At 70.9% G+C, this 17,730-nt stretch carries 17 protein-coding genes; 5 read left to right on the top strand and 12 right to left on the bottom strand.

The window, feature by feature from the left end; all coding sequences use genetic code 11:
* Window positions 1-87: 87 nt before the first annotated feature.
* Window positions 88-720 (bottom strand): redox-sensing transcriptional repressor Rex, encoded by a 633-nt coding sequence (locus OGL89_RS05475; RefSeq protein WP_263118886.1) that lies wholly within the window; start codon window positions 718-720, stop codon window positions 88-90.
* Window positions 721-729: 9 nt separating this feature from the next.
* The gene (locus OGL89_RS05470) at window positions 730-1,002 is read right to left on the bottom strand and encodes a glutaredoxin family protein (RefSeq protein ID WP_263118885.1); all 273 of its coding nucleotides are present in this window, start codon (window positions 1,000-1,002) and stop codon (window positions 730-732) included.
* Window positions 1,003-1,106: 104 nt separating this feature from the next.
* On the opposite strand from OGL89_RS05470, the gene OGL89_RS05465 reads away from it, so the two are divergent.
* Complete coding sequence (locus OGL89_RS05465; RefSeq protein ID WP_263118912.1) at window positions 1,107-1,916, top strand: HAD-IB family hydrolase; 810 nt, start codon at window positions 1,107-1,109, stop codon at window positions 1,914-1,916.
* On the top strand, window positions 1,913-2,482 hold the full coding sequence (locus OGL89_RS05460; protein WP_263118884.1) for a GNAT family N-acetyltransferase: 570 nt from the start codon (window positions 1,913-1,915) through the stop codon (window positions 2,480-2,482). The genes OGL89_RS05465 and OGL89_RS05460 overlap by 4 nt, the downstream gene beginning before the upstream one ends.
* Window positions 2,483-2,768: 286 nt before the next feature.
* Here the strand turns inward: OGL89_RS05460 and OGL89_RS05455 are convergent, their stop codons facing one another.
* The 7 genes from OGL89_RS05455 to OGL89_RS05425 form a co-directional block, all read right to left on the bottom strand.
* Window positions 2,769-3,797 (bottom strand): LacI family DNA-binding transcriptional regulator, encoded by a 1,029-nt coding sequence (locus OGL89_RS05455; protein ID WP_346770679.1) that lies wholly within the window; start codon window positions 3,795-3,797, stop codon window positions 2,769-2,771.
* Window positions 3,798-3,866: 69 nt separating this feature from the next.
* Window positions 3,867-4,796: a carbohydrate ABC transporter permease gene (locus tag OGL89_RS05450; RefSeq protein WP_263118883.1), complete on the bottom strand. Its 930-nt coding sequence runs from the start codon at window positions 4,794-4,796 to the stop codon at window positions 3,867-3,869.
* On the bottom strand, window positions 4,786-5,733 hold the full coding sequence (locus tag OGL89_RS05445; protein ID WP_263118882.1) for a sugar ABC transporter permease: 948 nt from the start codon (window positions 5,731-5,733) through the stop codon (window positions 4,786-4,788). The genes OGL89_RS05450 and OGL89_RS05445 overlap by 11 nt, the downstream gene beginning before the upstream one ends.
* A gap of 10 nt (window positions 5,734-5,743) precedes the next feature.
* Window positions 5,744-6,931 (bottom strand): extracellular solute-binding protein, encoded by a 1,188-nt coding sequence (locus tag OGL89_RS05440; RefSeq protein ID WP_263118881.1) that lies wholly within the window; start codon window positions 6,929-6,931, stop codon window positions 5,744-5,746.
* A 360-nt stretch (window positions 6,932-7,291) separates the two neighbouring features.
* Entirely contained in the window at window positions 7,292-7,390 is a 99-nt protein-coding gene (locus OGL89_RS05435; protein WP_003792170.1) for an AURKAIP1/COX24 domain-containing protein, read from the bottom strand.
* A gap of 205 nt (window positions 7,391-7,595) precedes the next feature.
* Window positions 7,596-7,844, bottom strand: coding sequence for a helix-turn-helix domain-containing protein (locus OGL89_RS05430; protein ID WP_263118880.1), 249 nt, complete (start codon window positions 7,842-7,844; stop codon window positions 7,596-7,598).
* Window positions 7,845-7,948: 104 nt separating this feature from the next.
* Window positions 7,949-9,130 (bottom strand): acetoin utilization protein AcuC, encoded by a 1,182-nt coding sequence (locus OGL89_RS05425; RefSeq protein WP_263118879.1) that lies wholly within the window; start codon window positions 9,128-9,130, stop codon window positions 7,949-7,951.
* A 73-nt stretch (window positions 9,131-9,203) separates the two neighbouring features.
* On the opposite strand from OGL89_RS05425, the gene OGL89_RS05420 reads away from it, so the two are divergent.
* The 3 genes from OGL89_RS05420 (at window position 9,204) to OGL89_RS05410 (ending at window position 12,776) form a co-directional block, all read left to right on the top strand.
* Window positions 9,204-10,583 (top strand): potassium transporter TrkG, encoded by a 1,380-nt coding sequence (locus tag OGL89_RS05420; protein ID WP_263118878.1) that lies wholly within the window; start codon window positions 9,204-9,206, stop codon window positions 10,581-10,583.
* A gap of 421 nt (window positions 10,584-11,004) precedes the next feature.
* Complete coding sequence (locus OGL89_RS05415; protein WP_263118910.1) at window positions 11,005-11,640, top strand: TrkA family potassium uptake protein; 636 nt, start codon at window positions 11,005-11,007, stop codon at window positions 11,638-11,640.
* Window positions 11,637-12,776 carry an ROK family transcriptional regulator gene (locus OGL89_RS05410; RefSeq protein ID WP_263118877.1) on the top strand — a complete coding sequence of 380 codons (1,140 nt, stop codon included), beginning with the start codon at window positions 11,637-11,639 and terminating at the stop codon, window positions 12,774-12,776. The genes OGL89_RS05415 and OGL89_RS05410 overlap by 4 nt, the downstream gene beginning before the upstream one ends.
* A 754-nt stretch (window positions 12,777-13,530) precedes the next feature.
* Here the strand turns inward: OGL89_RS05410 and mmsB are convergent.
* The 3 genes from mmsB to chvE all read right to left on the bottom strand — a co-directional run bounded on the left by mmsB (window position 13,531) and on the right by chvE (window position 17,481).
* Window positions 13,531-14,712, bottom strand: coding sequence for a multiple monosaccharide ABC transporter permease (mmsB, locus tag OGL89_RS05405; protein WP_263118876.1), 1,182 nt, complete (start codon window positions 14,710-14,712; stop codon window positions 13,531-13,533).
* Window positions 14,709-16,259 (bottom strand): multiple monosaccharide ABC transporter ATP-binding protein, encoded by a 1,551-nt coding sequence (gene mmsA, locus OGL89_RS05400; protein ID WP_263118875.1) that lies wholly within the window; start codon window positions 16,257-16,259, stop codon window positions 14,709-14,711. The genes mmsB and mmsA overlap by 4 nt, the downstream gene beginning before the upstream one ends.
* Before the next feature lie 79 nt (window positions 16,260-16,338).
* Window positions 16,339-17,481 carry a multiple monosaccharide ABC transporter substrate-binding protein gene (gene chvE, locus OGL89_RS05395; protein WP_263118874.1) on the bottom strand — a complete coding sequence of 381 codons (1,143 nt, stop codon included), beginning with the start codon at window positions 17,479-17,481 and terminating at the stop codon, window positions 16,339-16,341.
* Window positions 17,482-17,730 lie beyond the last annotated feature (249 nt).

Genomic DNA, 17,730 nt, shown 5'->3' with positions numbered 1-17,730 from the left:
CGCCGACAGCACCCGTCCCGCGAGCCCACGAGGGCCCGGCCACGCATCCCCCTGCCGTGGCCGGGCCTTCGTGCACTGGTGCGGGGCTCAGCTCTCGGAGCTCAACCTCCGGGCGTGGAAGGCCACGATCTGCAGCTCGGAGCCGAGGTCGACCTCCCGGACCTCGACGTCGTCCGGGACCCGGACCGTGCGGGGGGCGAAGTTGAGGATGCCGGACACCCCGGCGGCGACGAGCCGATCGGCGGTCTGCTGGGCGGCCGACGCGGGGGTGGCCAGGATCGCGATCGTCGCCTGGCCCTCCTGGACGACGGCCTCCAGCTCGGTGGCGTGCCGCACGACGTGCCCGGCGACCGTGCTGCCGACGACGGCCGGATCGGTGTCCACCAGACCGACCAGCTCGAAGCTGCGGTCGGCGAACCCGGAGTAGGTCGCCAGCGCGTGACCGAGGTTACCGATGCCGACGATGACCAGTCGACGCTCCTCGGTCATGCCGAGCACCTGGGCGATCTGGCGGCGCAGGCTGTCGACCTCGTAGCCCACGCCACGACGTCCCCCCGCGCCCAGATAGGACAGGTCCTTGCGGAGCTGGGCCGGGGACACCCCCACCAGGTCGGCCAGCTGGTCGGAGGACACGGTGTGTGCCCCCTCGGACGCGAGGCCGCCCAGCGAGCGCAGGTATCCCGGCAGTCGGGCGACGGTGGTCGACGGCAGCGGGCGCACGGTCCCAGGTTAGGGCTTCGCGGGCCGATTCAGAGCTGCGACGAGCAGATCTGCGTCGATCTGCCAGTAACCGGCCCGGCGGCCGTCGACCTCGAGCACCGGCAGCAGCTCCCCGTAGGCCGCCGCGGCGGGTCGTCCGTCACCGGTCCGGACCCGGTCGTCGTCGACGTCGGCCTCCCGCCAGTCGTCACCGCAGACCTGCCGGACGACCTCGCGGGCGGCCTGGCACAGGTGGCAGCCCGGCCGGGTGAAGAGCACGACGCGGCTGTTCAGAGTGGTCACAGGACGAGCGTAGGCCGCTTCGTTACAGTGGCCGGGTGCCCGATCCCGCCGAGAGCCCCGACGGCCGTCCGCAGCCGGCGGCCGACGGCCGGACCGTGGGCGAGCTGATCGCGGAGCACGCCCCGGCGACCGGGTCGACGGTCGCCGCGTTCTTCGACGTCGACAACACGATCATCCGGGGGGCGAGCGCGTTCCACCTGGGTGTCGGGCTGTACCGCCGGGGGTTCTTCCGGACCACGGACATCGTCCGGTTCGGCTTCCACCAGGCGCACTACCTCATGTTCGGCGAGAACAAGGCGCAGATCGCCGAGGTCCGGGACCGGGCGCTCAGCATCATGCAGGGCCGGTCCGTGGCCGAGGTGCTGACCGTCGCCGAGGACGTCTACGACGAGGTGCTCGCCCTGCGGATCTTCCCCGGCACCCAGCGCCTGCTGGAGCAGCACCTGCGCGCCGGGCACCAGGTCTGGCTGGTCACCGCGACCCCGACCGAGATCGGCGACCTGATCGCCCGGCGGCTGGGCGCGACCGGGGCGCTGGGCACGATCGCCGAGCACACCGACGGCTTCTACACCGGACGCCTGGTCGGCGACATGATGCACGGACAGGCCAAGGCGCAGGGCGTCCGGGCGCTCGCGGAGAAGCAGGGCCTGGATCTCTCGCAGTCCTTCGCCTACGGCGACTCCGCGAACGACGTGCCGCTGCTGTCCGAGGTCGGCTTCCCGTGCGCGATCAACCCGGACGCCCGGCTGCGTCGGCATGCGGCGGAGGTCGGCTGGCCGATGCGCGAGTTCCGCAACCGCCGCGCCCGCACCCGACGCGGGGTGGACGCGGCCACCGCGGCCGGGTCGATCTGGGCGCTGGCCCTGGTGGCCCGGGCGGTCCAGCGTCGACTGCGCACGCGGTGGGGTCGGTGAGCGAGGAACTCGCTGCTCCCGGGGGGACCACGTCGACCGTCACCCTGCGGGTCGCCCGGACCGGCGACGCGACCGCGCTGGCGAAGCTCGCCGCACTGACCTTCCCGCTCGCGTGCCCGCCGGACATGCCTGCCGACGATCAGCGGGCGTTCATCGCCGCGCACCTCACGGCGGAGCACTTCGGTGCGCACCTGCGCGCACCCGGGCACCTGGTGCTGGTCGCCGAGGACGCCGGCGCGCTGGTCGGGTACACGCTGACGCTGATCGGCGAGCCGCTGGACGAGGAGCTGGCCGCCGTCCTGACCGACCCCGCGCGGACCGCCTACCTGTCCAAGTGCTATCTGCACCCGGACGCACAGGGGAGCGGGATCGCCGGTGCTCTGCTGACCGCGACCCTGGACGCGGCGCGCGAGGCGGGTGCGGACGGCGTGGTCCTGGGCGTGAACGGCCGGAACGCACGGGCACAGGCGTTCTACCGGCGCGCGGGCTTCGCGGTCGCGGGCGAGCGCACCTTCACGGTCGGCCGGCGGGTCGAGCGCGACCTGGTCCTGTTCCGCCCGCTCTGACCTGCCGCACACCCTCACCCCCGCGCGATCCACCGCGCCCCACGCCGCCGCAGGACCCGAGGTCGCCCACCGGCGGCGTGACCGGCTCCGCCGAGTTCGGTACAACGGCGCCGAGATCGTGACCCGGGGTACCGAACTCGGCGCGGATGTACCGACGTCGGGCCCCGGGCACGGCGGAGCGCCACCGGCCGAGCGGCATCGCCGACCGGTGCCGTGCGGTGCTCCGCGGCATCCGTCGGCACCGTCGGACGTCGAGAGCACGGCGGTTGGACAACCGGGGGGTTGATCAACCGCCGGTCGATTGACGGGTGACGATCGAGAAGTCGGTGACCACTTGACGGGCCTGATCGGGGGCGGTGCCCTCGATGCGCTGGAGCAGGTACTCCACGGCGGTCCGGGCGATCTGCTCGGCGCCGGGGGCGACCGAGCTCAACGTGGGCGCGGAGTACGCCGCCTCCTCGATGTCGTCGAAGCCGATCACCGCGACGTCGTCCGGGATGCTCCTACCGTGCAGGCGCAGCGCGTGCATCGCACCGAGGGCCACCGCGTCGTTCAGGCCGAAGACGGCGTCGATCTCGACCCCGTCGTCCAACAGGCGGGTCATGGCGGCGTCGCCGGTGGAGCGGTGCCAGGCACCGGCCTCGGCGACCAGGCGCTCGTCCACCGGGAGCCCGGCGGCGGCCATCGCCTCGCGGTAGCCCTGCACCCGGAGCGCGGCGGTGCCGACCCGCTCCCCCGGATGGGCGCCGATCACGGCGATCCGGCGCCGGCCACGGGCGAGCAGGTGCTCGGTGGCGGCGCGGGCGGCGGCGACGTTGTCCATGGTGACGTGGTCGGTGGGGCCGCCGAACACCCGCTCTCCGAGCAGCACCATCGGGAAGTCGACGTCGAACAGGCCGACGTCCTCCTGGCCGAGGGCCAGCGGGGAGAAGATCAGCCCGTCGGTCAGGTGCCGGACCCGGGAGCCCAGCGCCTCGATCTCACGATCCCTGCTGGCATTGGTCTGCTCGATCAGGACCAGGGTGCCGGTCTCCTCGGCGACCCGGATGATCGTCTCGGCGAGCTCGGCGAAGTACGGCAGCCCGAGCTCCGGCAGGGCCAGGCCGATCATGCCGGTACGCCCCCGGCGCAGACTGCGGGCGGTGATGTTCACCCGGTACCCGAGGACGCCGATCGCGTCCTCGACCCGTTCCTTGGTCGCCGGGCGGATGTGCGGGTAACCGTTGATGACGTTGGAGACCGTCTTGACCGACACCCCCGCCAGCTGGGCGACGTCGTGCATGGTCGCGCCGCTCGACCGTCGGGCTGCGCCCACCGTGACCTCCTCAGCCCGCACTGGATGACCCCGTGGTTCTAGCACATCCCACGGGGTCACCCGGTGGGCCTAACGACCGCCGAGACCCGTGGTGGCGACCGCCTTGACGATCTGGCGCTGGAACAGCATGAACAGGATGATCAGCGGGGCGGCTGCGATCATCGCCGACGCCATGGTCTGCGCATAGATCGTGCCGTAGGCGTTCTTCACCGTGGACAGACCGACCGGCAGGGTCATCAGGTCCGGGTTGTTGGTGACGATGAACGGCCAGAGGAAGTTGTTCCAGGCGCCGATGAACACGAAGATCCCGACCGCGGAGACGATCGGCCGGGAGATCGGCAGCACGATCGACCAGAACGTCCGCCAGTGCCCGGCACCGTCCACCCGCGCCGCGTCCTCCAGCTCCTGCGGGATCTCGGAGAAGAACTTGGCGAAGATGTAGACCATCACCGGCGCCACCAGCTGCGGCAGGATCACGCCCCAGTAGGTGTCGACGGCGTCGATCGCCTGCATCTGCCGGAACAGCGGGACGATCAGGATCTGCCCGGGGATGGCGATCAGGGCGATCGTGCCCGCGAACAGCAGGTTCCGGCCGCGGAACCTCGTGCGGGAGAACCCGTACCCGGCCAGGGCGCACAGCGCGACGGTCAGGAGGGTCACCGCGCCCGCGATCAGCAGGGTGTTGCCCATCCAGCGCATCACCTCACCGCGGGAGAACACGGTGGTGTAGTTCTCCAGCGTGAAGCCGCCGTCCGGGAACCACTGCAGCGGCGTCGACTGCGCCTGCGCCTCGGTCTTGAAGCTGGTGCTGATCGCCCAGAGCATGGGCAGCAGCCAGCTGGCGGCCATCACGACCAGCACGACGACGGCCAGCGTGGTGGCGATCTTCGACTGCCCGAGCACCAGGGCGCGGGTGCGGCGGTTGTCGTCCCGCCGCTCGGTCCAGGCCCGTCGGGCACGCTGTCCCGGGCTCAGCGGACTCAGGGTCTCAGTGGCCACGGTGGGCCTCCCGCCGACGGGTGGTGAACAGCTGGAAGACCAGGGTCACCACGATGATCAGGGCGAAGAAGATGTACGACATCGCCGAGGCGTAGCCCATCCGGTAGCCGGTGAAGCCGGTGTCGTAGATGTACTGGAGGATCGGCCGGGTCACGCCGCCCGGTCCGGAACCGCCGTTGAAAGCGATGAACATCTGGTCGAAGACCTTCAGCGAGGCCAGCAGCTGCAGCACGGTGATCAGCACGGTGGTGCCCTTGAGCTGCGGCAGGGTGATCGAGAACAGTCGTCGCCAGGACCCGGCTCCGTCCAGCGCGGCGGCCTCGTACATCTGGTCCGGGATCGACTGGAGCGCGGACAGGTACAGCAGGAAGTTGAAGCCGACCGTCCACCACAGGGTGAGCAGCACCATCGACCACATGGCCACGTTGGTGTCGGTCAGCCAGCCGACCTTGTCCAGCCCGAACCGGTCGAGCCAGTAGTTCAGGAAGCCGATCTCCGGCTGGAACAACCAGACCCAGATCTGCACGACGACGGCGACCGGCAGCATGTACGGCGCGAAGAACGCCAGCCGCCAGAGCCACTGCCCGGGCAGCCCGGTGTAGACCAGCAGCGCCATCACCAGGGCGACGACCACCAGCGGGACGGTGCTCATCACGGTGAAGGCGATGGTGTGGCCCAGGGTGGCCCACAGGGTGCTGTCGCCCAGCGCCTCGGCGTAGTTGTCCAGGCCGACCCAGCCGCCGTTGCCCATCAACGACTGCTCGGTGAAGCTCAGACCCAGGCCGTACAGGGTGGGGACGATCAGGAACAGGGTCGCGATCACGAGGAACGGCACGACGAAGGGCCAGCCGCGACCCTCCCGCGCTCGGCGGGACCGCGGCGACCGCGGGGGCTTGCCGACCTCGACCGTCTGCGGGGTGGTGATCTGCGTGGTCATCACGGCCTCCTCACGCCGGCGGCTTGGTCTGGAGGGCGGCGTTCAGGCGGTCGATCAGACCGTCCACGGCCGTCTCGGGCGATCCCTTGTCCAGCCACGCGGTCTGCAGCACCTCGCCGACCCGGGCCTGGAAGTCCGATCCCGACCCGGTGAACCAGGCCTGCGGGTCGAAGACGGCGCTCTGGCTGGCCTCCGCGTAGTGCGCCTGCGGCAGCTCCGCCTTGTACTCGGCGGACTCGGTGACCGCCCTGTTGGCCGGGATGTGACCGCCCTGGCTCCACAGCAGCGACTTGTTCAGCATCGCGGCGACGGTGCGGTAGGCGGCCTCCCGGCGCTCCGGGTCGACGTTGACCTGGTGCGGCAGGACGAAGCAGTGCGAGTCGCCGTAGGTGCCCGGGGTGCCGAACAGGGTCGGCATCGGCATCGCGTCCACGTCGACCCCTGCGTTGACGAAGGTCGGCAGCTCCCAGTTGCCGTTGAAGCACATGCCGACCCGGCCGGTGCTGAACGAGGCCACCGCGGCGTTGTAGTCGCTGTTCGCGAGCGCCACCGTGTCGTCCAGCATCGACTGCACGAAGGTGACCACCTCGATCAGCTTGTCCCGGTCGAGCTGGGCGTCCTGGCCGGGGGTCAGGGTGATCTCGGCACCGGTCTGGCCGTACAGGCCCCAGAGCATCCGGGACATCTGCGAGCCGTCGCCGGTGTAGCCGTAACCGATCCCGGCGTACCCGGTGACGTCGGCCATCGCGCGCCCGGCGTCCAGGAAACCGTCCGGGGAGTCGACGCCGACCAGTTTCCCGTCCGAGCCGAGAATGCCCGCCTGGTCGGCGAGCCCCTTGTCGAAGAACAGCAGGAAGGCGTGGAAGTCCAGCGGGACGGCCCAGAGCTGACCGTCGATGGTCGCCCGGTCCCAGAGCGCGGGCGGGAACGAGTCCCGGGTCACCCCGTGCTCGGCGAGCGTGTCCAGGTCCCACGGGTCGAGCACGCCGCCCGGGACCCACCCGGCCACCCGGGTCAGGTGCATCACGGCCAGGTCGGGGGAACGTCCGCCGACCGACGCCATGATGAGCTTCGTGTAGTAGGGAGCGCCCCAGGTGAGGACCACCGGATCGATGGCCAGCGTGGGGTCCTCGTTCTGCACCTCGGAGAGCATCTGCTGGAAGATGCCCCCGTCACCGCCGGTGAACAGGTGCCACATCTGAATCCGGGTCGCTCCTGCCGCGGCGGCCGATCCGCCACAGCCGCTGAGCGCCCACGAGCCGGCGAGAGCGCCGGCTCCGAGCATCGCGCCGCGGATCAGTGTCCGTCTGCTGATGCCCTGACCGTCCGGTGAGATCACCGTCGACCTCCTCCACCTGCGGGCTGGCGCGCTGAAGCGCCTGGCTCTTCAACGTTGAAGAGCCGCCGGAAGCGAGTGAAGCAGTGCGGGCATTCCGCGTCAAGAGTTTGCTACATCGTTGTAGACAATCGCCGAAAACGGACAAGACGAAGGCGCCCACGTCGACCGGGGTCGACGGGGCGCCTCTCGCTCGGGAACCGCCCTAGTGGGCGGCCACGATCACTTCTTGTTGCGACGCTGGTGACGCGTCTTCCGCAGCAGCTTGCGGTGCTTCTTCTTCGCCATGCGCTTGCGGCGCTTCTTGATGACGGAGCCCATGGGTCCTCACTCGCTTCCGGTGGCGAGCGCGTGGGGCGTCCGCCGGTAGTGGTCGATCGACGCGCAGCGCGTCCCACGTGACCTGCGGACGGACGCTGTCGCCTCCGGCTCGCGAGCACTCGCGGGACCCCCACGCACGGGAAAGTCCGCCCCTACCCTAGTCGATCCGACGCAGTGACCGCGCCGCGACCGGGTGCAGGGGCGATCAGGAGGACATCCGCCGCGGGTCGGCCGCGCCGGGGTCACCCTCCTGCTCGGCCGGGTCGACGTCGAACTGCGCGGTGGCCAGGTACTGGTCGAGCGCGTCCTGCGGGACCCGGAACGAGCGGCCCACCCGCACCGCCGGCATCTCACCGGAGTGCAGCAGGCGGTACACGGTCATCTTCGACACCCGCATCGCCTCGGCGACCTCGGCCACGGTGAGGAACCGGACGCGCCGGGACTGCTCGCTCATGCTGGCCGCTCTTTCGTCGTCGCACGTCGGGTGCGGGGGATGGACGTCGCAACTGTAGTGGGTGGTGGTGTTCCTGTGAAAGGTGAGACTGCTGCGACAGCGGGCTATTCCACCCCGGGATCCAGGCCGAGCGCGGGGAAGGCCGCACGGCGGGTCGCGGTGATCGCCCGGTCCACCGCGTCGTCCGGGTCGAATCCGGTCGACCACGGGCGCCAGCGCAGCTCCGCGCCGTCGGTCATCGACCCCGGCGCCTCCCGGCCGTACAGCTCCACGGCCTGGTCCAGCCAGGAGCGCGGCACGCGGGTCGCGGGGTCCACCGGGCGGTGGGTCGCCTCGCCCAGCAGATGGGTCCAGGCCCGGGGCACGACGTCGACGACCGCGTACCCGCCGCCGCCGAGCGCCAGCCAACGGCCACCGGCGACCTCGTGCGCGAGCTGGTGCAGCCAGGCGGAGGCCAGGCGTTCTGCGTCCACGCTGACGTCCAGGTTCGCGATCGGGTCCTCGACGTGGGCGTCGCAGCCGTGCTGGGTGACCAGGAACTCCGGCGCGAAGGCGCGCAGCACCTCGGGCACCACCGCGTCGATCGCCCGCAGCCAGCCCGTGTCACCGGTGTGGGCGGGCAGCGCCAGGTTCACCGCGCCGCCGTGCGCTCCCGGGCCGCCGATGTCCACCGGATCGCCGGTGCCGGGGAACAGGGTGCGGCCGCTCTCGTGCACCGACACGGTCAGCACCCGGGGGTCGTCCCAGAAAGCCGCCTGCACCCCGTCGCCATGGTGGGCGTCGATGTCCACGTAGGCCACCCGCTGCGCGCCGTCGGCCAGCAGCGCACGGATCGCGACGGCCGCGTCGTTGTAGACGCAGAAGCCGGAGGCCGCGCCCGGCATCGCGTGGTGCATCCCCCCGGTCAGGTTCACCGCATGCGCGACCTCACCCCGCCAGACCGCGAGCGCCGCGTCCCGGCTGCCGGTGACCACCCGGGCCGCCGCCTCGTGCATCCCGGGGAACACCGGGTCGTCCTCGGTGCCGATGCCGCGCGCCGGGTCGCCGTGACCGCCGTCGGAGGCGCGCCGGACCGCCGCCACGTACTCCGGCTCGTGCGCGGTGAGCAGCACGTGGTCGGCGGCCGGCTCCGCGCCGACCACCTCGACATCGGAGTGGTCGAGAAGACCGAGGTCCCCGGCCAGCCGGATCGTGAGGTCCAACCGCAGGGGAGCCATGGGATGCCCGGGGCCGAAGTCGTAATCCAGCAGCTCGGGGGTCCACACCACGCGCACCCGCTGCGACATGCCCATACCGTAGCCGTGCCCACGCGCGTGGGAGAGTTGGCCGTCGAACGGTCGAGCGGCGGACGGAGGGTGAATGGCACGGGGTCTGCCCGGCGTGCTCTGGTCCGGCCGCGAGCTGATCGACCGCCTGGCCCGACAGTCGCCCGCCCGGCTGGCGCTGGGCGTGTTCGCCGCGGTGATCGCCCTGGTCACCGGGCTGCTGTCCATGCCCTGGGCCACCGCCTCCGGCCAGCGGGCGCCGTTCGTCGACGCGCTGTTCACCGCGACCTCCGCGGTCTGCGTCACCGGGCTGGTCACGGTCGACACCGGCACCTACTGGTCCACCGCCGGGCACGTGGTGATCCTGGTCGGGATCAAGATCGGCGGCCTGGGCGTGATGACGCTGGCCTCGATCCTCGGACTCGCGGTGTCCCGGCGGATCGGGCTGACCCAGCGACTGCTGGTCACCTCGGAGACCAAGACCACCCGGTTGGGCGAGGTCGGCTCCCTGCTGCGCACCGTGATCGTCACCTCCACCATGCTGGAGGTGATCATCGCGCTGGTGCTGGTCCCCCGGCTGCGGATCGTCGGCGACTCCTGGGGTGAGGCGGCGTGGCACGGGCTGTTCTACGCGGTCTCCGCCTTCAACAACGCGGGCTTCGTCCCCACCGCGGACGGTCTGCGGCCCTTCGCCGGGGACTGGTGGATGCTGCTGCCGATCATCATCGGCGTGTTCATCGGGTCGCTCGGCTTCCCGGTGATCCTCAACGTGATCAAGAAGCTGCGCCGACCGCACCGGTGGAGCCTGCACGCCAAGCTCACCATCGTCACCAGCGCCGCGCTGGTCGCCTTCGGCACGGTGATGGTCGCGGCCTTCGAGTGGACCAACCCGCGCACCCTGGGCGGGGTGGGCTGGAACGAGACCCTGCTGGCTTCCCTGTTCGCCGGGGTGATGCCGCGGTCGGGCGGGTTCGCGACCGTGGACGTCAGCCAGATGCACGAGAGCACCTGGCTGCTGCACGACGCCCTGATGTTCGTCGGTGGCGGGTCGGCGTCGACCGCCGGCGGGATCAAGGTGACCACCCTGGCGGTCATGCTGCTGGCGATCCGGGCCGAGGCGCGCGGCGACCGGGACGTGGAGGCCTACGGTCGCCGGATCCCGCGCGAGGCGTTGCAGGTCGCGATCGCGGTGTCCCTGGTGTCGGCGACCATCGTGCTGACCGCCTCCCTGCTCCTGCTGGCCATCGTGCCGAACGAGACGCTGGACGTGGTGCTGTTCGAGGTGATCTCGGCCTTCGCCACCTGCGGACTGACCACCGGGCTCACCCCCGATCTCCCGGACGCGGGCAAATACGTGCTCACCGTCCTGATGTTCATCGGCCGGACCGGCACGATGACGCTCGCCGCCGCCCTGGCGCTGCGCAGCCGTCGTCGGGTCATCCGGCTGCCCGAGGAGAGGCCGATCATTGGATGACAGCACCCGGGCCGGGGACGGCCGGAACGAGAGGCCGGACGACGTGAGCACGGACGAGGGACGCGGGGACGACGCCGGACAGGGCGCCGGGCGCCGGGACGGCCGGCGTGGCGACGACCCCCGACGGGGCGACGGACGCCGTGGGCCGTGGGGCGGTCGGCCGGGACGCGAGCCGCGGGACGCGCGCGGGCCGGGCGGGGACGACGCCCGGCAGCCCCGAGGCGCCGACCCGGACCCGGAGGAGACCCGTGAACCCCTGCGGGACACCGGGTCGCCCGAGGGCACCCGGGACGGTCGTCGGGGCCCGTTCGGTGACCGGCGCACGCCGCTCGGCGGTCGCGGACCCCGCGAGGAGGCGGACTCGCACGACCGCCCGTGGGAACGCCAGGCCAAGCGCAAGGATCCCCGCCGCGACTCCGGCGTGCTGGTGATCGGCCTGGGCCGGTTCGGCAGTGCGATCGCCGCGACCCTCGACCGGCTCGGACAGGACGTGCTCGCCGTCGAACGGGACCCGGAACTGGTCGCGCAGTGGTCCGGTCGGATCCCGCTGGTCGAGGCGGACGCCGCCAATCCCGAGGCGCTGGAGCAGCTCGGCGCGCGCGACTTCTCGGTCGCGGTGGTCGGGGTCGGGTCCTACCTGGAGGCGTCCGTGCTGATCACGGGCAATCTGGTGGACATCGGCACACCCCAGATCTGGTCCAAGGCGGTCAGCGCCGAGCACGCGCGGATCCTGCAGCGGATCGGGGCGCACCACGTCGTGCTGCCGGAGGCCGACGCCGGGTCCCGGGTCGCGCACCTGGTCTCCGGGAAGATGCTCGACTACATCGAGGTCGAGGACGGCTTCACCGTGGTCAAGATGCGCCCGCCGCGCGAGACCCAGGGCTTCACGATCGCCCAGTCCCGGATCCGGGAGCGCTACGGCGTGACCGTGATCGGGGTCAAGAGCCCGGGCATCGATTTCGTGTACGCGTCGCCGGACACCCGGATCTCCGCCAACGACCTGCTGGTGGTCTCCGGGCACGCCGACCTGCTGGAGAGGTTCGCGGCCCGGCCGTGACCAGCGCCGCGCCTCGCAGCCGGGTGGCCGTGCTGACCGCCCTCCGGCACTCCGGCGAGCTGACCCAGGTCGAGATCGGCGCCGCCACCGGACTCACCGCGGGCACGGTGTCCACGGTGGTGAGCGGGCTGATCGACGACCGCCTGGTCCGGGTCCGCGACGTGGTCCGGACCGGCCGCCGGGCGCGGGCGGTCACCCTGATCGGCCCCGGCGGACCGCTGGTCGGCGTGCACTGCTACCTGGACGAGGCCCGGGTGCTGCTCGACCCCGGCGACGGGCGGGCGGTGGTCGAGGCGGTCGAGGTGCTGCCGGACGGGCACCGCGCCGATGTCGCGGTCGACGCCGCGCGCAGCCTGGCTGCCGGGCTGCTGGCCGAGCAGGACCTCGACCCGGCCGACGTACTGCAGGTGGCGGTCGGGGTGCCCGCGCCGGTGGAGGTCCGCACCGGCCGGGTCGGCGGTGCCGGGGTCCGGGACGGCTGGGGACCGGTGGTCGCCCAGCCCGAGCTCTTCGCCCCCGCCCCGGTGGTCTTCGACAACGAGGGCAACCTCTCCGCGCTGGCCGAGGCCCGTCAGGGCGCGGGACGCGGTCGCAGCACGGTGGTCCAGGTGTCGATCTCCCAGGGCGTCTCCGGCGGGATCGTGCACGACGGCGAGCTGGTGCACGGTCGCACCGGCACCGCGGGCGAGCTCGGGCACCTGACCATCGACCCGCTCGGCCCGGTCTGCTCCTGCGGCAACCGGGGGTGTCTCCAGGTGTACGCGGGCTCGGCCGCGGTGACGTCGCTGCTGGCCGCGAGCCACGGGCCGATGACCCTCGCCGAGGTGCTGGACCGCGCGGCACAGGGCGATCCCGGCTGCCGCCGGGTGCTCTCCGACGTCGGTCGGCACCTGGGCACCGCGATGGCCTCGGTGTGCACGGTGCTCGATCCGGACGTGCTGGTGGTCGGGGGTGCGCTGTCCCGGGCCGGCGACCTGCTGCTCGACCCGCTGCGCGAGGTGCTGGCCGAACGGACCGCGGTGACCTCCGGGGCCGTGGTCGACGTCGTCGCGGGCGAGCTCGGCGCGAGCGCCCCGGCCTGGGGCGCCCTGCTGCTCGCGCGGGACACGGCGCTCGCCGGGATGCTCGCGGGCTGACGGGGCTGCGCGGCCGGGCCGGTGGTCCGGGGCGCGCGGACCTGCGCGGACGAGCCCGCGCATCTGGGGCGTGCGGACCTGCGCGGACGAGCCCGCGCGTCTGGGCCGAACACGTCCGAGCCTGCGCGGACGAGCCTGCGCGGCCAAGCCCGCGCGTCCAGCTCATCACGACCGAGCCCGCGCGGTCGAGCCTGCGCGTCCGGGCCGATCACGCGCGAGAGGGCACAAGTGCACGCCTGAGAGGCCCCGAGCCCTGCATTCGTGCGCCCTCAGCAACGGCACGATGCCCCCGCAGCACGATCGATCTCACCGAGAAGCCATTCTGTGTCGCTGATCGGGCGATTTGGCCGACGGGAAATGACTTCTCGGCGATGCCAGAGTCGGGCGCGGATGGCGTGTTGCGCGGACACGGCAGGGTCGGGCGCGGCACGGTCGGGCGCGACAGGGTCTCAGGCACGGCACGGTCAGGCACGGCAGGGTCTCGGGCACGGCAGGGTCTCGGCCGCGGCAGGGTCTCGGGCACGGCAGAGTTTGTCGCTGCGTGCGCGTGGCGCGGAGAGCGCGGGCGCGACAAGGTCGGCGCGGCGTGCGCCCGGGGCCGGCGCAGACCGTCGGCCCCGCACGGCAGCAGGGCCGGGACCCCCTGTGCGGTGGGGTCCCGGCCCTGCCGGGTCGTGCGGCTCCGTGCCCGGGGGCCGGAGCGGGCGGGGCGCACCGACCGGGTTCCCCGCCGGTCGGTGCGTCCCGCGTCCGATCAGCGCGCGGTGCCCGCCCGGCGCTTGTTGTAGATGTCGAAGGCCACGGCCAGCAGCAGCACCAGGCCCTTGACGATCTGCTGGGTCGACTGCGGAACGCCCATCAGCTGCATGCCGTTGGACATCACGGCCATGATCAGGCCACCGACCATCGCGCCGGTGACCCGGCCGACACCACCGGTGGTCGACGCGCCGCCGATGAAGCAGGCCGCGATCGCGTCCAGCTCGAACATGTTGCCGGCACCGGGCTGGGCGCCGTTCGAGCGCGAGGAGTAGATGACACCCGCGACCGAGGCCAGGAAGCCCATGTTCACGAAGATCCAGAAGTTGACCTGCTTGACCTTCACACCGGACAGCTGCGCGGCGGAGAGGTTGCCACCGATCGCGTAGACGTGCCGGCCGAAGACCGTGCGGTTGGTGACCAGGTTGTAGGCCAGGATCAGCACCGCGAGGATGATCAGCACGATCGGCAGACCGCGCGAGTGCGCCAGCTGCCAGGCGAACAGCATGACCACGACGGCCACCGCGACGATCTTCGCGATGAACAGCGGCATGGCCTCGACCGACTGCTGGTAGCGCACCCGGCCCATCCGGGAGCGGTAGGACGCGGCCGCGAAGCCGACCACCGCGATCGCCGCGATCACCAGGGTGAAGACGTCGTAGCCGTCGCCGCCGAACAACCCGTTCAGGAAGCCGCCGGCCACCTTCTGGTACGCGCCGGTGAAGGGCGACAGCGAGATGTTGTCCAGCACCTCGTAGGTGAGACCGCGGAACAGCAGCATGCCGGCCAGGGTCACGATGAACGCCGGGATCCCGACGTACGCCACCCAGAAGCCCTGCCAGGCGCCGACCAGCAGACCGACCGCGAGCGCGGCCAGGATGCCGACCCACCACGGGTTGCCGTTCTTGATCACCAGCACCGCGGAGACCGCACCGGTCAGCGCCACCACCGATCCGACCGACAGGTCGATGTGACCGCCGATGATCACGATCACCATGCCGATCGCGAGGATCAGGATGTAGGAGTACTGCAGGACGATGTTGGTGATGTTGCCCGGCTGCAGCAGCGTGCCGCCGGTCAGGAACGCGAACAGGGCGATGATCGCCACGAACGCGATGTAGATGCCGCTCTGGCGCAGGTTCTTGGTGAAGATGTCCCGCAGCCCGGTCACCGCCGTCACTGGAGGGCCCCCTTCTGGTGGTCGCGTTCCTGCGTCATGAGCTCCATCAGCCCTTCCTGTGTCGCGTTCTGCCGGTCGGTCACGCCGGTGATCCGGCCGAATGCGAGGGTGTAGATGCGGTCACAGATGCCGAGCAGTTCGGGCAGCTCCGAGGAGATGACCACGACGCCCTTCCCGGCATCCGCGAGCTTGTTGATGATCGTGTAGATCTCGTACTTGGCACCGACGTCGATGCCGCGGGTGGGCTCGTCCAGGATCAGCACCTCGGGATCGGTGTAGATCCACTTGGACAGCACGACCTTCTGCTGGTTGCCGCCGGAGAGCTTCCCGGTCAGCGCCATCACGGTCGGCGCCTTGATGTTCATGGACCGCCGGTACTCCTCGGCGACCTTGATCTCCTCGTTGCCGTTCACCCAGCCGCCGGCCGACATCTTCTTCAGTGCCGCCGCGGAGATGTTCCGCCGGATGTCCTCGATCAGGTTGAGGCCGTAGGTCTTGCGGTCCTCGGTGGCGTAGGCGAGGCCGTGGCCGATCGCCTCCTGCACGGAGCGGGTCCTGATCTCCTTGCCGTGCAGGTACACCCGGCCGGAGATGTTCCGGCCGTAGGAGCGTCCGAAGATGCTCATCGCGAGCTCGGTGCGCCCGGCGCCCATCAGGCCGGCGATGCCGACGATCTCCCCGGCGCGCACCGCGAAGTTCGCGCCGTCGACCACGACCCGGCCCGGCTGGGTGGGGTGCTCGACGTGCCAGTCCTCGACCCGGAACACCTCCTCGCCGATGGAGGACACGTGGTCGGGGAACCGGCTGTCCAGGTCGCGACCGACCATTCCGCGGATGATCCGCTCCTGGGTGACCTGGTCCGCCTCCATGTCCAGGGTCTCGATCGTCTTGCCGTCACGGATGATCGTGGTCGAGTCCGCGATGTCGGCGATCTCGTTCAGCTTGTGCGAGATCATGATCGAGGTGATCCCCTGGCCGCGCAGGTGGCGCAGCAGGTCGAGCAGGTGCTCGGAGTCGGAGTCGTTCAGGGCCGAGGTCGGCTCGTCCAGGATCAGCAGCTTGACCCTCTTGGAGAGCGCCTTGGCGATCTCCACCAGCTGCTGCTTGCCGACGCCGAGCTGACCGATCGGGGTGGTGGGGTTCTCGTCCAGGCCGACCCGGGCCAGCAGCTGGGCGGCCTCCGAGTTCGCCTTGTTCCAGTCGATGAAGCCGCCGGACTGGCGCTCGTTGCCGAGGAAGATGTTCTCGGCCACCGACAGGTACGGCACCAGGGCGAGCTCCTGGTGGATGATCACGATGCCCTTGTCCTCGGAGTCGTTGATCGAGCCGAACTCGACCTTCTCTCCGTCGAACAGGATCTCGCCGTCGTAGGTGCCGTGCGGGTACACCCCGGAGAGCACCTTCATCAGGGTCGACTTCCCGGCGCCGTTCTCGCCGCAGATGGCGTGGATCTCGCCGCGACGGACGTTCAGGTTCACGTCCTGCAGCGCCTTCACGCCCGGGAAGGTCTTGGTGATGGACTGCATCTGAAGGATGTGGTCGCTCATGCAGCCGTCCTCGTTCCTCATGCGATGGGGTGCTCCCGGGGCCGGATCGCGCCGGCCCCGGGAGCGGGTGGGGGATGGATCAGGCCTGGCCGCTGGCGACCTGGTCCTCGGTCCAGTACCCCGAGTCGATGAGGAGCGACTGGATGTTGTCCTGGTAGACGATGTCCGACTCCAGCAGGTACGACGGGACGACCTTCACGCCGTTGTCGTAGGTCTCGGTGTCGTTCGCCTCGGGCTCGTCGCCCTGGAGGAACGACTCCGCGGACGTGACCGCCTGCTCGGCGAGCTTGCGGGTGTCCTTGAAGATGGTGGAGAACTGCACGCCGTCGTTGATCAGCTTGACCGAGGCGATCTCGGCGTCCTGACCGGTCACGATGGGCAGGCCCGCCTCGATGGAGTCGCCGTAGCCGGCGTTCTGCAGCGCCGTGATGATGCCGCGGGAGATGCCGTCGTAGGGCGAGAGGACGCCGTCGACCTTGCTGCCGTCCGAGTAGCTGGAGGTGAGCAGGTCCTCCATGCGCTTCTGGGCGGTCTCCTGCAGCCAGCGCAGGGTGGCGACCTGCTCGATGTCCGTCTGGCCGGACTTCACGACGATGGTGCCGTCGTCGATGAACGGCTGGAGGGTGTCCATCGCGCCCTGGAAGAAGAAGTGCGCGTTGTTGTCGTCCAGCGAACCGGCGAACAGCTCCACGTTGAACGGACCGGTGGCGGTGCCCTCGGAGCCGTCCGCGTTCATCAGGCCGAGGCCGACCAGCAGCGAGGTCGCCTGCTGCACACCGACGTTGTAGTTGTCGAAGGTGACGTAGAAGTCGACGTTCTCGGTGCCGTTGATCAGGCGGTCGTAGGCGATGACCGGGATGCCGGCGTCCGCGGCGGCCTGCAGCTGGTTGGCCAGCGCCGTGCCGTCGATGGAGGCGACGATCAGCAGGTCGACGCCCTTGGTGATCATCTGGTCGATCTGCTGGGACTGGGTCGGGATGTCGTCCGCCGCGTACTGCAGGTCGACGGTGTAGCCCGCGTCCTCGAGCTGGCTCTTGACGGCGTTGCCGTCGGCGATCCAGCGCTCCGAGGTCTCGGTCGGCATCGCGACGCCGATCGTCTGGTCGCTGGGGTCGGCGCTCTCGTCGCCCGAACCGCTGCTGCTGCCGGCGCCACCGCCGGAGCACGCCGCCAGGCCCAGGGCGAGCGCCCCGGCCACGACCGCGAACTTGATGCTCTTCATGTCCTTCTCCTCCTTGAGAGGGGTGCTGACCTCGTCGTCACCGGTGGCACGTCGGCCACCGTCGTACCTATCGCTCGTTTCCCCCTGAGCCGGGACGGACCGTCATCGGGTCGTCCGCGGTGCACCTTCAGGCGTCGGTGCCGGGCACGCTGAAACTCTCGGGGGTTGACTTCAAGAAGTCAAGCCAACGTCGGACGGCCGTAGGTTGCAAGTGGATAACGACGGGTCGCACCCGGTTGATGTGAGCGT

Origin of the sequence: Cellulomonas sp. RIT-PI-Y, assembly GCF_025642745.1 — a bacterium.
Taxonomy (GTDB): domain Bacteria; phylum Actinomycetota; class Actinomycetes; order Actinomycetales; family Cellulomonadaceae; genus Cellulomonas.
The sequence above is the reverse complement of the archived record's forward strand: the minus strand, read 5'-3'. Positions and strand labels throughout refer to the sequence as shown.

Excerpts from the sequence above, each read along its gene's own strand:
- OGL89_RS05435 (WP_003792170.1), bottom strand. The coding sequence starts at position 7,390 with ATGGGCTCCGTCATCAAGAAGCGCCGCAAGCGCATGGCGAAGAAGAAG.
- OGL89_RS05430 (WP_263118880.1), bottom strand. The coding sequence starts at position 7,844 with ATGAGCGAGCAGTCCCGGCGCGTCCGGTTCCTCACCGTGGCCGAGGTC.
- OGL89_RS05440 (WP_263118881.1), bottom strand. The coding sequence starts at position 6,931 with ATGTGGCACCTGTTCACCGGCGGTGACGGGGGCATCTTCCAGCAGATG.
- mmsA (WP_263118875.1), bottom strand. The coding sequence starts at position 16,259 with ATGAGCGACCACATCCTTCAGATGCAGTCCATCACCAAGACCTTCCCG.
- OGL89_RS05420 (WP_263118878.1), top strand. The coding sequence starts at position 9,204 with ATGGCACGGGGTCTGCCCGGCGTGCTCTGGTCCGGCCGCGAGCTGATC.
- OGL89_RS05445 (WP_263118882.1), bottom strand. The coding sequence starts at position 5,733 with ATGACCACGCAGATCACCACCCCGCAGACGGTCGAGGTCGGCAAGCCC.
- OGL89_RS05425 (WP_263118879.1), bottom strand. The coding sequence starts at position 9,130 with ATGTCGCAGCGGGTGCGCGTGGTGTGGACCCCCGAGCTGCTGGATTAC.
- chvE (WP_263118874.1), bottom strand. The coding sequence starts at position 17,481 with ATGAAGAGCATCAAGTTCGCGGTCGTGGCCGGGGCGCTCGCCCTGGGC.